Genomic DNA, 14,392 nt, shown 5'->3' with positions numbered 1-14,392 from the left:
GTCGACAACACAGACGTTGTAGCGACGATTTGCAGTCCCGCGAATTTATGACTGATGTTTCCCCAGGAAAGCCATCAGCCGATGCCCCTCGGTTTTGAACCGGTTGCACCTTGGCCGCGAATGCTATTCAACAAATCAAATAAGGTGCAACCAGTTTCGTTCGAATAAGTTGCACCTGATCGGTTTTATCGCAAAATCTGTATTTTTTGCTCCCTTTTAGTGCAGTTTCCAGCGCTCAGCTAGAAGCTAAAGCACTAAGCCGGTGCAGGATCAGCCGGACGATATTTGCTTCCAGATGAGCTGCCTGTCATTTCGAGAAAAAAAGGGTTGCACCCGGTTGCACCTCAATCATCCCGCAGCTAATCTTGCCGCCAGCTGATGCCACGCGATACGTGGTAAACATGAGGATAAAAATATGGCTACCACCACCCTTGGGGTCAAACTCGATGACCCGACCCGCGAACGCCTCAAGGCGGCCGCAACCTCGATTGATCGCACGCCGCACTGGCTGATCAAGCAGGCAATTTTCAATTACCTGGAAAAACTCGAGGGTGGTGCAACCCTGACCGAGCTGAACGGTTCACCTCGCACCGACAGCGACGATGCTGGCGATGTGCAAGTCGACCATGCTCACCAATGCTTCCTCGAATTTGCCGAGAGCATCCTGCCGCAATCGGTCCTGCGCGCCTCCATCACGGCCGCTTACCGTCGCCCAGAGCCGGAAGTGGTGCCGATGCTGATCGAGCAGGCCCGCCTGCCGGCACAAATGGCCGAAGCCACCAACAAACTGGCGGCTTCGATTGCTGAAAAACTGCGCAACCAGAAAAGTGCCGGCGGCCGTGCCGGTATCGTTCAGGGTTTGCTGCAGGAGTTTTCCCTGTCGTCCCAGGAAGGCGTAGCACTGATGTGCCTGGCCGAGGCGCTGCTGCGCATCCCGGACAAAGGTACCCGTGACGCGCTGATCCGCGACAAGATCAGCACCGGCAACTGGCAGCCACACTTGGGCAACAGCCCGTCGTTGTTCGTCAACGCCGCCACGTGGGGCCTGCTGCTGACTGGCAAGCTGGTCGCTACCCATAACGAAGCAGGCCTGACCTCTTCCCTGAGCCGCATCATCGGCAAGAGCGGCGAGCCGATGATCCGCAAGGGCGTCGACATGGCCATGCGCCTGATGGGCGAGCAGTTCGTCACCGGCGAAACCATCGCCGAAGCCCTGGCCAACGCCAGCAAGTTCGAAACCAAAGGCTTCCGCTATTCCTACGACATGCTGGGTGAAGCCGCACTCACCGAACACGATGCGCAGAAGTACCTGGCCTCGTACGAACAAGCCATCCACTCGATCGGCAAAGCGTCCCACGGTCGTGGGATTTATGAAGGCCCAGGCATTTCCATCAAGCTGTCCGCCCTGCACCCGCGCTACAGCCGCGCCCAGTACGAGCGCGTCATGGACGAGCTGTACCCGCGCCTGCTGTCGCTGACCCTGCTGGCCAAGCAATACGACATCGGCCTGAACATCGACGCCGAAGAGGCCGACCGCCTCGAGCTGTCGCTGGATCTGCTCGAGCGCCTGTGCTTCGAGCCGCAACTGACCGGCTGGAACGGCATCGGCTTCGTGATCCAGGCCTACCAGAAGCGTTGCCCGTACGTGATCGACTATGTGATCGACCTGGCTCGTCGCAGCCGTCATCGCCTGATGATCCGCCTGGTAAAAGGCGCGTACTGGGACAGCGAAATCAAGCGCGCCCAGGTCGAAGGCCTGGAAGGCTATCCGGTCTATACCCGCAAGGTGTACACCGACGTGTCCTACATCGCCTGCGCCCGCAAACTGCTGTCGGTGCCGGAAGTCATCTACCCGCAGTTCGCCACGCACAACGCCCATACCCTGGCAGCCATCTACCACATCGCCGGTCAGAACTATTACCCGGGCCAGTACGAATTCCAGTGCCTGCATGGCATGGGTGAACCCCTGTACGAACAGGTTGTAGGCAAGGTTTCCGAAGGCAAGCTGAACCGCCCGTGCCGCGTGTACGCTCCGGTCGGCACTCACGAAACACTGCTGGCGTACCTGGTACGTCGCCTGCTGGAAAACGGCGCGAACACTTCGTTCGTCAACCGTATCGCCGACCAGTCCATCTCGATTCAGGAGCTGGTGGCCGATCCAGTGGCCAGCATCGAGCAGATGGCGACGCTGGAAGGCGGTTTCGGCCTGCCGCACCCGCGCATCCCGCTGCCGCGTGACCTGTATGGCAGCGACCGCGCCAACTCCAGCGGCATCGACCTGGCCAACGAACATCGTTTGGCGTCGCTGTCCTGCGCCCTGCTTGCCACTGCCCATAACGATTGGAAAGCCGTGCCGATGCTCGGCTGCGCATCGAGCGAAGAAACCCCGGCCCCGGTACTGAACCCGTCCGATCACCGCGACGTGGTGGGCCATGTGCAGGAAGCCACGGTCGCCGATGTCGACAACGCCATCCAGTGCGCCCTCAACGCCGCACCGATCTGGCAAGCCACGCCGCCAGCCGAGCGCGCCGCGATCCTCGAACGTGCCGCCGACCTGATGGAAGGCGAGATCCAGCCGCTGATGGGCCTGCTGGCCCGCGAAGCTGGCAAGACCTTCGCCAACGCCATTGCTGAAGTGCGTGAAGCCGTGGATTTCCTGCGCTACTACGCGGTGCAGGCGCGCAACGATTTCACCAACGATGCCCACCGCCCACTGGGTCCGGTGGTCTGCATCAGCCCGTGGAACTTCCCGCTGGCGATTTTCAGCGGCCAGGTCGCCGCTGCCCTGGCCGCCGGTAACCCGGTATTGGCCAAGCCCGCCGAGCAAACGCCATTGGTGGCTGCCCAGGCTGTGCGCCTGATGCTCGAAGCCGGCATTCCGGAAGGCGTGCTGCAATTGCTGCCGGGGCGCGGCGAAACCGTCGGTGCCCGCCTGGTGGGTGACGAGCGGGTCAAGGGCGTGATGTTCACCGGCTCCACCGAAGTCGCCCGCCTGCTCCAACGCAACATCGCCGGGCGCCTGGACAACCAGGGCCGTCCGATCCCGCTGATCGCCGAAACCGGCGGCCAGAACGCCATGATCGTCGACTCCTCGGCGCTGACCGAACAAGTGGTCATCGACGTGGTGTCGTCGGCCTTCGACAGTGCCGGCCAGCGTTGCTCGGCCCTGCGGGTCCTGTGTCTGCAGGAAGATTCCGCCGACCGTGTCATCGAAATGCTCAAGGGCGCCATGGCCGAATCGCGCCTCGGCAACCCTGAGCGTCTGTCGGTGGACATCGGTCCGGTGATCGACGCCGAAGCCAAGGCTGGCATCGAGAAACACATCCAGGCCATGCGCGACAAGGGTCGCACCGTGTACCAGATGGCAATCGCCGACAGTGACGAGTGCAAGCGCGGCACCTTCGTGATGCCAACCCTGATCGAGCTGGAAAGCTTCGACGAACTGCAGCGCGAGATCTTCGGTCCGGTGCTGCACGTGGTGCGCTACAAGCGCAAGGAGCTGGACCAGCTGATCAACCAGATCAACGCCTCCGGCTATGGCCTGACCCTGGGCGTGCACACGCGCATCGACGAAACCATCGCCAAGGTGATCGACAATGTCCATGCGGGCAACGTCTACGTGAACCGCAACATTGTCGGCGCGGTGGTCGGCGTGCAGCCGTTTGGCGGCGAAGGCCTGTCGGGCACCGGTCCCAAGGCCGGTGGTCCGCTGTACCTGTACCGCCTGCTGTCGACACGTCCTACCGATGCGATCCAGCAGTCCTTCGCCCGTGGTGATGCCCTCACCGCGCCGGACCTGCGTTTGCGCGACGCCATGAGCAAACCGCTGGCCGCCCTGCAAGCCTGGGCCGACAGCCAGAAGCTCGCCGAGCTGAGCGCCCTGTGCGTGCAGTTCGCGGCTCAATCGCAAAGCGGTATTACCCGGACTCTGACCGGCCCGACCGGCGAGCGCAACAGCTATGCCATCCTGCCGCGCGAGCACGTGTTGTGCCTGGCCGACGTGGAAGGCGACCTGCTGACGCAACTGGCGGCCGTACTGGCCGTGGGCGGCTCGGCCGTGTGGCCGGAAACCGACACCAGCAAGGCCTTGTTCGCCCGCTTGCCGAAAGAGATTCAGGCGCGCATCCAGCGGGTGGCCGACTGGACCAAGGACGAGGTGCTGTTCGACGCGGTCCTGCACCACGGCGACTCGGATCAACTGCGCGGCGTTTGCCAACAGGTAGCCAAGCGCACCGGCGCTATCGTCGGGGTCCATGGCCTGTCCCAGGGCGAGACCAGCGTGGCGCTGGAGCGTCTGGTGATCGAGCGAGCCTTGAGCGTCAACACCGCGGCCGCGGGTGGTAACGCCAGCTTGATGACTATCGGTTAAACCGCTGTAACCCAGGCACCTGCAATGGGTGCCTGGCAATCCAATCCCTGTGGGAGCTTGCTCGCTCCCACATTGGGATTAGTGTCGCCCGCACCACTGCATCACTATCATCAATCATCCTGTTCAGCCTTTATCAGCACGCCTAGACTCGGCCCATCCCAAAAAAAGGTAAGCCGCCATGTCCGAGACGCTGCTCAGTTCCCGCAATCTGGCTTTCGAGCTGTATGAAGTCCTCGATGCCGAGGGCCTGACCCAGCGCGAGCGGTTCGCCGAACACAATCGCGAAACCTTCGACGCGGCCCTCGCGACGGCGCGAAACATCGCCGAGAAATTTTTCGCCCCCCACAATCGCAAGAATGACGAAAACGAACCGCGCTACGAGAACGGCGAGGCGATTCTGATTCCGGAAGTGAAGCCGGCGGTGGACGCTTTTCTCGAGGCCGGATTCCTCAACGCTGCGCGCAGCTTCGAGGCAGGCGGCATGCAACTGCCGACGTTGCTGTCCCAGGCCTGCTTCGCGCACTTCCAGTCGGCCAACGCCGCTTCGACCTCTTATCCGTTCCTGACCATGGGCGCGGCGAACCTGATCGAAAGCTTCGGCAGCGAAGAGCAGAAAAAACGCTTCCTGCAACCGATGATCGACGGTCGTTTCTTCGGCACCATGGCCCTGACCGAACCCCACGCTGGCTCCTCGCTGGCGGACATTCGTACACGTGCGGAGCCGGCGTCCGACGGCAGCTATCGAGTCAAAGGCAACAAAATCTTCATCTCCGGTGGCGATCATCCGCTGTCGGAAAACATCGTGCACATGGTCCTGGCGAAATTGCCGGACGCCCCGCCGGGCGTGAAGGGCATTTCGCTGTTTATCGTGCCCAAGTTCCTGGTCAACGACGACGGCAGCCTCGGTCAGCGTAACGATGTTCTGCTGGCGGGGCTGTTTCACAAGATGGGCTGGCGTGGCACCACCTCCACGGCGCTGAACTTCGGCGACAACGGCGAGTGTGTCGGTTACCTCGTAGGTAAACCGCACCACGGCCTGAGCTACATGTTCCAAATGATGAACGAGGCGCGAATCGGCGTCGGCATGGGCGCAGTCATGCTGGGTTACGCCGGCTACCTGTATTCCCTTGAATACGCCCGCGAACGCCCGCAGGGCCGGGTGCCCGACAGCAAGGACCCGACCACCGCCCCGGTGGCGATCATCCAGCACGCCGACGTGCGCCGCATGCTGCTGACCCAGAAGGCCTACGTTGAAGGTTCGTTTGACCTGGGCCTGTACGCGGCGCGCTTGTTCGACGACACCACCATCCTGGAAAGCGAAGCCGAGCGCAGACGCGCCCATGAGCTGCTGGACCTGCTGACCCCGATCGTCAAATCCTGGCCCTCTGAGTTCTGCCTGAAGGCCAACGAGCTGGCGATCCAGATCCTGGGGGGCCACGGCTACACCCGCGAATACCCAGTGGAGCAGTATTACCGCGACAATCGCCTGAACCCGATCCATGAAGGCACCCACGGCATCCAGTCCCTGGACCTGCTGGGGCGAAAACTGGCGCAGAACGGCGGTGCCGGGCTCAAGCAACTGGTCCGCCTGGTGGCCGACACCACCGAACGCGCCCAGGCGCACCCATCGTTAACGCCGTTGCGCCAACCACTGGAAGGCCTCGTGGCACGCCTGCAAACCGTCACCCTCGGACTGCTGACGGACCTGGCCCAGGGCAAGGTGAACAGCAGCCTGGCCAACTCGGCCCTGTACCTCAAAGTGTTTGGCCATATGGTGATTGGCTGGCGCTGGCTGGAACAGGCGATCCGTGCCGAGGAGGGCCTGGCCAAGGGGAATACTGCGGACAGCGACTTCTATAACGGCAAGCTGCAAGCGGCGCGCTACTTCCTGACCTGGGAAGTGCCGGGTTGTCATCATGAGCTGGAGCTACTCGAGGCGCGAGATGATACGTGCCTGGGGATGCGGGATGAGTGGTTTTGAGGCGAGTCTTGCGGCGCGGCCGAGAGCCAATCGCGAGCAAGCTCGCTCCCACAGGGGTTCCAAGTGAACACACCATCTGCGCTCACCACCGATCCACAGTGAGAGCGAGCTTGCTCGCGATAGCGGTGTTTCAGCCAACACACAGGTAGCTGGGCTGACGCCATCGCGAGCAAGCTCACTCCCACACAAGCCCCACAGTCAACATTCGTTAACGGTTTCAGGCCTGCTGGATCGTCTTGGCAATCACATCGACCGTGGCGCTGACTTGCTCTTGGTAACGGTCGAGTTCCGCTTGATGTTGCTTCTGCATTTCCATCTGCTGCGAACACAGGTTCATGGCCGCCAGCACCAGCAGGCGATCACCGATCAGCGTCGGGTACTTCCTTTTCGTATCAGCCAGTGCGGCCTTGAGCATCGAAGCGGCGTCCAACAGGGCCTGTTCCTGCCCGGCCGGCGCTTTGATTGAATAGTCTTCTCCCAGGATCGAGATGACTGTCACCCCATCGGCGCCGTGCTTCATGCGCTGACAGGACCGGCGCTGGCGCGCTCGATCAGGGCCTGGATGCGGGCCGCGGTGGTGCCGTGCAGTTCTTCCTGTTCCATCAGGCTCAGTTGCAGGCTTTCGTTTTCATCCTTGGCCTTGGCAAGCTCGGTGTTCAGGGTTTCGTTCAGGCCGGTGAGGTGACGGTTCTGTTGCACCAGGTCATTGACCAGTTGCTCCAGTTGGCTGAGGGATGTTTCCAACATGTTGATTTCCAGGCTTTTTCAAGGGGCGCGTACGATAAAGAAAAGTCACTGCCAATGCCACGCTTTACGGGGTAGCAGGGCTTTCCGGCGAGTTTTAGAGACTGCGAATGGGGAATCTGGTTCCGACCCTTCGTCGCACCGCCACCTTTGCTCCGTGACAAAAACACGCATGTCACTCAAGACTTTAGTCGTATGACCGATAAGTCAGGGAACAGCAGTCACAGCCCCGCACGGACGCGTCTACTTCCGGTACTTTCCATGTCCCTACGTAATATGAACATCGCGCCCCGGGCATTCCTGGGGTTTGCCCTGATCGGCGCCCTGATGCTCGCCCTTGGGGTATTTGCCCTGACCCAGATGAGCACCATCCGCGCATCTGGCGAAAGCATCGCCCGCAACAGCGTGCCCAGCATCAAGGCCCTGGATGAGTTCACCCAGCTCACCCTGCGGCTGCGGGTGCTGTCCTATCGCTTGCTGACCAACCGCGAACCGGACATCCAGCAGAAAACCTACGACCTGTTCGAGCAGCGCAACCAGCAGATCCGCGCGGCCCAGGCTACCTATGAAAAGCTGATCAGCGCCCCGGAAGAACGGGCTGCCTACGATCAATACGTGCAACTGCTGGGGCAATACCGTCAGCTTGAAGATCGGATGAAAACCCTGTCGCGCAACAATCAGATCGAAGATCTGCGGGCTTTGCTCAACACCGAGCTGTTGAGCAACTCCGAAGCCATCAACGTGGTACTCGGTCGCCTGCTGGAAATCAATAACCAACAAGCCGACGCTTTTAATCGGGGTGCAGAGCAACAATATTCAAGAGCCTTCAATATGGTTGTCACACTGCTGGTCATCGCCACCGGCCTGACCCTGCTGTTCGCCTGGCTGCTGACCAACAGCATCACCAAACCGATCGCCAACGCCCTGGATGCGGCCGAAGAAATCGCCAAGGGCAACCTGACTCGGCCGATCACCGTGGATGGCAGCGACGAAGCCGGTCGCCTGCTGCGGGCAATGTCGACCATGCAGGAAAAACTGCGCGACACCTTGCAGCGGATCTCCGGCTCGGCCACACAACTGGCCTCCGCCGCCGAAGAACTCAACAGTGTCACCGATGAAAGCGCCCGTGGCCTGACCCAGCAGAACAACGAAATCGAGCAGGCCGCCACCGCAGTCAACGAAATGACCAGCGCCGTGGAAGAAGTCGCGCGCAATGCAGTGAGCACCTCCGAAGCATCGAAAAACGCCACCACCTCCGCAGGCGACGGTCGCGACCTGGTGCAGGAAACCGTCAGCGCCATCGAACGCATGAGCGCCGATGTGCAAAGCACCGCGGCGTTGATCGGCAACCTGGCCGATGAATCCCGTGACATCGGCAAGGTGCTGGACGTGATCCGTGGCCTGGCCGACCAGACCAACCTGCTGGCGCTGAACGCCGCCATCGAAGCCGCCCGTGCCGGTGAGGCCGGTCGTGGCTTTGCCGTGGTGGCCGACGAAGTCCGCGCCCTGGCCCACCGTACCCAGCAGTCGACCAGCGAGATCGAACGCATGATCGGCAGCATCCAGAGCGGCACCGAACACGCCGTGGATTCGATGCGCAACAGCACCGAGCGCGCGGAGTCGACGCTGAACATCGCCCGCGGCGCCGGCATGTCCCTGGACACCATCAACACCGCCATCGTCGAGATCAACGAACGCAACCTGGTGATTGCCAGCGCCGCCGAAGAGCAGGCCCAAGTGGCCCGTGAAGTGGACCGCAACCTGGTGAACATCCGCGACCTGTCGGTGCAATCGGCCACCGGTGCCAACCAGACCAGCGCCGCCAGTGCCGAACTGTCGCGCCTGGCCGTGGACTTGAACAGCATGGTTGGGCGGTTCAGCCTTTAACCCTCAACCTACCTTCGTGGCGAGAGCTTCCTGTGGCGAGGGGATTTATCCCCGATCGAGTGCGAAGCGCTCGCTATCGATCTATATGACGGCAAAGTTCTCGGGGCTGCTTCAGCCCAACGGGGATAAATCCCCTCGCCACAAGGGCTGTGCCCCCCCCAGCCCCAACCTTTTTTGACAGCATCACATTTCAACAGGTTAGAATCGCTGGCACGCAGACTGCATGGTCAGTCTGCGCCCGCCCTTAGCTTTTCCGGAGTACTGCCTTTGACTGCTACGACCATCAACAGCCTGTTCTTGATCGGCGCGTTGCTGGTAGGTGCGAGCATCCTGGTGAGTTCTCTTTCGTCCCGCCTGGGCATCCCGATCCTGGTGATCATCCTGGCCGTGGGCATGGTGGCCGGTGTCGACGGCGCCGGTATTCTTTTCGATAACTACGCCACGGCTTATCTGGTCGGTAACCTCGCCTTGGCGGTCATCCTGTTGGACGGTGGCTTGCGCACGCGGGTGTCGAGCTTTCGCGTCGCACTGTGGCCGGCGTTGTCGCTGGCCACGGTCGGTGTATTGATCACCACCGGGCTGACCGGTCTGGCGGCGGCTTGGCTGTTCAACCTGAACCTGATCCAGGGCCTGCTGATCGGCGCCATCGTCGGCTCGACCGATGCCGCGGCGGTGTTCTCGCTGCTGGGCGGCAAGGGCCTGAACGAACGGGTCAGCGCCAGCCTCGAGATCGAGTCCGGCAGCAACGACCCCATGGCGGTGTTCCTTACTGTCACCCTGATCGGCATGCTCGCCAGTGGCGAAACCGGCCTGCATTGGAGCCTGCTGGGGCATCTGGTGCGCGAGTTCGGCATCGGCGCAGTGATCGGCCTGGGCGGTGGCTGGCTGATGTTGCAACTGGTCAATCGCATCAACCTGGCCAACGGCCTGTACCCGATCCTGGTCATCAGCGGCGGCCTGGCGGTATTCGCCTTGACCAACGCCCTGCACGGCAGCGGCTTCCTCGCGGTCTACCTGTGCGGCCTGGTGATCGGCAACCGTCCGGTGCGCAGCCGTCACGGCATCCTGCACATGCTCGATGGCATGGCCTGGCTGGCACAGATCGGCATGTTCCTGGTGCTAGGGCTGCTGGTCACGCCTCATGACCTGCTGCCCATCGCCCTGCCCGCCCTGGGCCTGGCGCTGTGGATGATTCTGCTTGCACGGCCCCTGTCGGTCATGGTGGGCCTGTTGCCATTCAAGGCATTCCACGGTCGCGAAAAAGCTTTTATTTCCTGGGTCGGCCTGCGCGGCGCGGTGCCGATCATCCTCGCGGTGTTCCCGTTGATGGCTGGCCTGCCTCACGCCCAGCTCTATTTCAACCTGGCGTTCTTTATCGTGCTGGTCTCGCTGTTGGTGCAGGGCACGAGCCTGCCGTGGGTCGCCAAGCTGCTGCACGTGACCGTTCCACCCGAGCCCCTGCCGATTTCCCGGGCGGCACTGGAAGTCCATGTCACCAGCGAGTGGGAGCTGTTCATCTATCGCCTGGGCGCTGAAAAATGGTGCATCGGCTCACCCCTGCGGGACCTGAAAATGCCCGATGGCACCCGCATCGCGGCACTGTTTCGTGGCCAGCAACTGCTCCATCCGTCGGGCAGTACGGTGTTGGAAGTCGGTGATTTGCTGTGTGTTATCGGCCATGAACACGACTTGCCAGCCCTTGGAAAACTGTTCAGCCAAGCGCCGCAACGCGGCCTGGATCTGCGTTTCTTCGGCGACTTCGTACTCGAAGGAGACGCCCAGCTGGCCGCGGTTGCGGCGTTGTACGGGTTGCAACTGGACGGCATCGATCCAGACATGTCCCTGGGGCGCTTCATTGCCCAGAAAGTCGGTGGCGCACCGGTGGTGGGCGACCAGGTGGAATGGAATAATACCCTGTGGACCGTCGCGGTCATGGACGGGAACAAGATCGGCAAAGTGGGCGTCAGATTCCCCGAAGGAAGTCGCCCGGGTCCCGGCTTGTTCCTCTAAACTGCTCCCACTCTCACTTGCTTGACCGGTCTCTATGCCTACCCTGCGCTCCTTTATCACCATCGCCCTGCTGGGCCTGAGTCTTTCCATCTGCACGCTGCAAGCCGCTGAACCGCTGACCAGCGCCTCGGTAGAGGCCAGCCTGGACAAGATCGCCGACCGCAAACTGCCGGAAGCCGAGCAGAAGGCCTTGCAGGCGGTGCTGCAAAACACCCTGACCCAGCTCAACAACAAGGCCGAGTACGAACAGAAGCTGCTCGCGCTCAAGCAGCAATTGGCGAGCGCCCCCAAGCAGAACATCGAAAACCAGCGCGAACTGGCGCGGCTCAAGGGCACCACGCTGGTACCCGTGGCGCAGCGCTACGCCAACCTGCCGATTCCCCAGCTCGAGCAAATGCTCACCGATCGCTCCACCCAGCAGGGCGACTTGCAAAAAGCCCTGGCCGATGCCAACAGTTTGATCATCACCGCCCAGACCCGCCCCGAGCGCGCCCAGGCGGAAATTGCCAGCAGCCAGACCCGCATCCAGCAGATCAACGCCATCCTCAAGGCCGGCCGGGATGCCGGCAAGACCCTGAGTGGCGAGCAACGCGACCAGCTCACCGCCGAGCTGGCGGCCCTCAATGCGCTGATTCCGCTGCGCCGCCAGGAACTGGCCGGCAACAGCCAACTGCAGGATCTGGGCAACGGCCAGCACGACTTGCTGATGGAAAAAATCGCCCGCACGGAGCAGGAAATCCAGGACCTGCAGAACCTGATCAACCAGAAGCGCCTGGCCCAGTCCCAGGAGACGGTGACCCAGCAATCCATCGAAGCCCAAAAGGCCGGTGGCAGCAGCTTGCTGGCGACCGAGAGCGCGGCCAACCTGAAGCTCTCCGACTATTTGCTCAAGAGCACCGACCGCCTCAACGAAGTCACCCAGCAGAACCTGCAGACCAAACAACTGTTGGACAGCGTCACCCAGACCGACGCCGCCCTGGACGAACAAATCAGTGTGCTCAAGGGCAGCCTGCTGCTCTCCAAGATTCTCTACAAGCAGCGTCAGACCCTGCCGCGCTTGAAGCTGGACCAGAACCTGGCCGACCAGATCGCTGACATCCGCCTGTACCAATTCGAAGTCAGCCAGCAGCGCGAATTGCTGAACAATCCGAGCACCTATGTCGACAACCTGCTGGCCTCCCAGCCGTCGGAACAAGTCACGCCGCAGTTGCGCAAGGCCCTGCTGGAACTGGCACTGACCCGTGTCGACTTGCTGGAACGCCTGAACCGCGAGTTGAGTGCGGTACTCAACGAATCCATCACCTTGCAGCTCAACCAGAAGCAACTGCTCAGCACCGCCCAGAACCTGCGGGCGACCCTCGAAGAGCAGATGTTCTGGATTCCCAGCAACAAACCGCTGGATTTCGAATGGATGCGTGCGGTGCCGGCGCGCCTGGAAAAACAGATCGACTCGCTGCCCTGGGCTTCGAGCCTCAGTGAACTGGCCGATGGCCTGACCCAGCGGCCACTGCTGTTCCTGCCCCTGGCGCTGCTGATCGGGGCGTTGCTGTGGCGGCGCAAGAATCTCTATGCTCGCCTGAACAAGGTTCACCAGGACGTTGGCCACTTCAAGCGCGACAGCCAGTGGCACACCCCCCAGGCGATCCTGATCAATATCCTGCTGGCGATGCCGGTGGCCCTGGCACTGACTCTCTGCGGCTACGCCTTGCAGATCGACGCCCGCGGCCAGAACGCCAACCTCGGTGCGGCGCTGCTGCAGATCGGCCAGGCCTGGCTGGTGTTCTACACCGCCTATCGGGTGTTGGCGCCAGGCGGCGTGGCCGAGTTGCATTTCCGCTGGGAAAAACCCCAGGTCGAATTCCTCCAGGGCTGGATTCGCCGGCTCGGGCTGGTGGTGCTGGCGTTGGTGGCTGTGGTGGCCGTGGCCGAGTTGCAACCCTCGACCCTGGCCGATGACGTGCTCGGCATGCCGGTCGTACTGACCTGCTACGCGCTGATGGCGTGGTTACTCAGCCGTCTGCTGCTGAGCAGCCCGACCCACAAGAACACTTCGTTGTTCCGCAAGGCGGTCGGAGTGCTATTCACCGCGCTGCCGATCGCGCTGTTCGTGGCGGTGTGCTTCGGCTACTACTACACCGCGCTGAAACTCAGCGACCGCTTGATCAATACCCTGTACCTGCTGATGTTCTGGCTGGTGATCGAGGCCACCTTCGTGCGTGGCCTGTCGGTGGCAGCGCGGCGCCTGGCCTACCAGCGCGCCCTGGCCAAGCGCCAGGCCGCCAAGGAGGCCGGCGACGGCGAAGCGGTGGTCGAGGAACCAACCCTGGATATCGAGAAGGTCAACGAACAGTCCCTGCGCCTGATTCGCCTGGCGCTGCTGGGCGGCTTCATCGCCGCGCTGTACTGGGTCTGGTCGGACCTGATCAGCGTGTTCTCGTACCTGGACAACATCACCCTCTACGAATACACCAGCGGCACTGGCGCCAACATGAGCATGGTGCCCATCAGCATCGGCGACATGCTCGGCGCGCTGATCATCATCGGCATCACCTTCGCCCTGGCGCGCAACCTGCCGGGCCTGCTGGAAGTGTTCGTGCTGTCGAAGCTGAACCTGGCCCAGGGCAGCGCCTACGCCACCACCACGTTGCTGTCCTATGTGATCGCCGGCGTCGGTTTCGTCACCACCCTGTCCACCCTCGGCGTGAGCTGGGACAAACTGCAATGGCTGGTGGCCGCGCTGTCGGTGGGCCTGGGCTTCGGCATGCAGGAGATCTTCGCCAATTTCATCTCCGGCATCATGATCCTGTTCGAGCGGCCGGTGCGCATCGGCGACACCATCACCATCGGCAACCTGTCGGGCACGGTCAGCAAGATCCGCATTCGGGCGACCACCATCACCGACTTCGACCGCAAGGACATCATCGTCCCGAACAAGACCTTCATCACCGGGCAACTGATCAACTGGTCGCTGACCGACACCGTCACCCGGGTAACCCTGAAACTGGGCGTGGACTACGGTTCGGACCTGGACCGGGTGCGTGAACTGCTGCTCAAGGCCGCCCGCGAGAACCCACGGGTGCTGAAGGAACCGGAACCGATCGTGTACTTCCTCAACTTTGGTGAAAGCACCCTCGACCATGAGTTGCGCATGCACGTGCGCGACCTCGGTGACCGCAACCCGGTACTGGACGAGATCAACCGCTTCATCAACCGTGAGTTCAAGAAAGAGCACATCAACATCTCCTTCCGGCAGATGGAAATCTATCTGAAGAATATGCAAGGCCAGGAGTACAAACTGGTACCCGCCGAGCCTGATAAAAAGACCCTCACGCCCGTGCCCTCGACCGTAGCCAACATCAAACCGGTGCCCGAGCCGCCGCAAGACACACTCGACTGATGCG

Annotated in this window: 7 protein-coding genes and 1 pseudogene; 6 read left to right on the top strand and 2 right to left on the bottom strand. The window is 61.9% G+C overall.

All coding sequences use genetic code 11. The features are described 5' to 3' along the window. Positions 1-415: 415 nt before the first annotated feature. Positions 416-4,369, top strand: coding sequence for a trifunctional transcriptional regulator/proline dehydrogenase/L-glutamate gamma-semialdehyde dehydrogenase (gene putA / locus BT116_RS03300; RefSeq protein WP_072340016.1), 3,954 nt, complete (start codon positions 416-418; stop codon positions 4,367-4,369). A 178-nt stretch (positions 4,370-4,547) separates the two neighbouring features. Further along, complete coding sequence (locus tag BT116_RS03295) at positions 4,548-6,350, top strand: acyl-CoA dehydrogenase (protein WP_072340014.1); 1,803 nt, start codon at positions 4,548-4,550, stop codon at positions 6,348-6,350. A gap of 217 nt (positions 6,351-6,567) precedes the next feature. Here the strand turns inward: BT116_RS03295 and BT116_RS03290 are convergent, their stop codons facing one another. Continuing rightward, positions 6,568-6,870 carry a cell division protein ZapA gene (locus tag BT116_RS03290; RefSeq protein WP_003197073.1) on the bottom strand — a complete coding sequence of 101 codons (303 nt, stop codon included), beginning with the start codon at positions 6,868-6,870 and terminating at the stop codon, positions 6,568-6,570. Continuing rightward, complete coding sequence (locus BT116_RS03285; RefSeq protein WP_063323244.1) at positions 6,867-7,097, bottom strand: hypothetical protein; 231 nt, start codon at positions 7,095-7,097, stop codon at positions 6,867-6,869. Before BT116_RS03285 ends, BT116_RS03290 begins: the two co-directional genes overlap by 4 nt. A gap of 192 nt (positions 7,098-7,289) precedes the next feature. Between BT116_RS03285 and BT116_RS31730 the strand changes: the two are divergent. The 4 genes and pseudogenes from BT116_RS31730 to mscK all read left to right on the top strand — a co-directional run. Continuing rightward, positions 7,290-8,078 (top strand): annotated as a pseudogene (locus tag BT116_RS31730) (MCP four helix bundle domain-containing protein); the annotation flags it as partial. Positions 8,079-8,108: 30 nt separating this feature from the next. Beyond that, on the top strand, positions 8,109-8,981 hold the full coding sequence (locus tag BT116_RS31725; RefSeq protein ID WP_371914349.1) for a methyl-accepting chemotaxis protein: 873 nt from the start codon (positions 8,109-8,111) through the stop codon (positions 8,979-8,981). 267 nt (positions 8,982-9,248) lie between these two features. After that, positions 9,249-10,991 carry a potassium/proton antiporter gene (locus tag BT116_RS03275; protein WP_072340010.1) on the top strand — a complete coding sequence of 581 codons (1,743 nt, stop codon included), beginning with the start codon at positions 9,249-9,251 and terminating at the stop codon, positions 10,989-10,991. 34 nt (positions 10,992-11,025) lie between these two features. Beyond that, entirely contained in the window at positions 11,026-14,388 is a 3,363-nt protein-coding gene (mscK, locus tag BT116_RS03270) for a mechanosensitive channel MscK (RefSeq protein WP_072340008.1), read from the top strand. Positions 14,389-14,392 lie beyond the last annotated feature (4 nt).

The organism is Pseudomonas sp. NFACC16-2 (genome assembly GCF_900119205.1).
Classification (GTDB): Bacteria; Pseudomonadota; Gammaproteobacteria; order Pseudomonadales; family Pseudomonadaceae; genus Aquipseudomonas; species Aquipseudomonas fluorescens_Q.
Note: the sequence above shows the minus strand (reverse complement) of the source record. Positions and strands in the feature narration are given on the sequence as shown.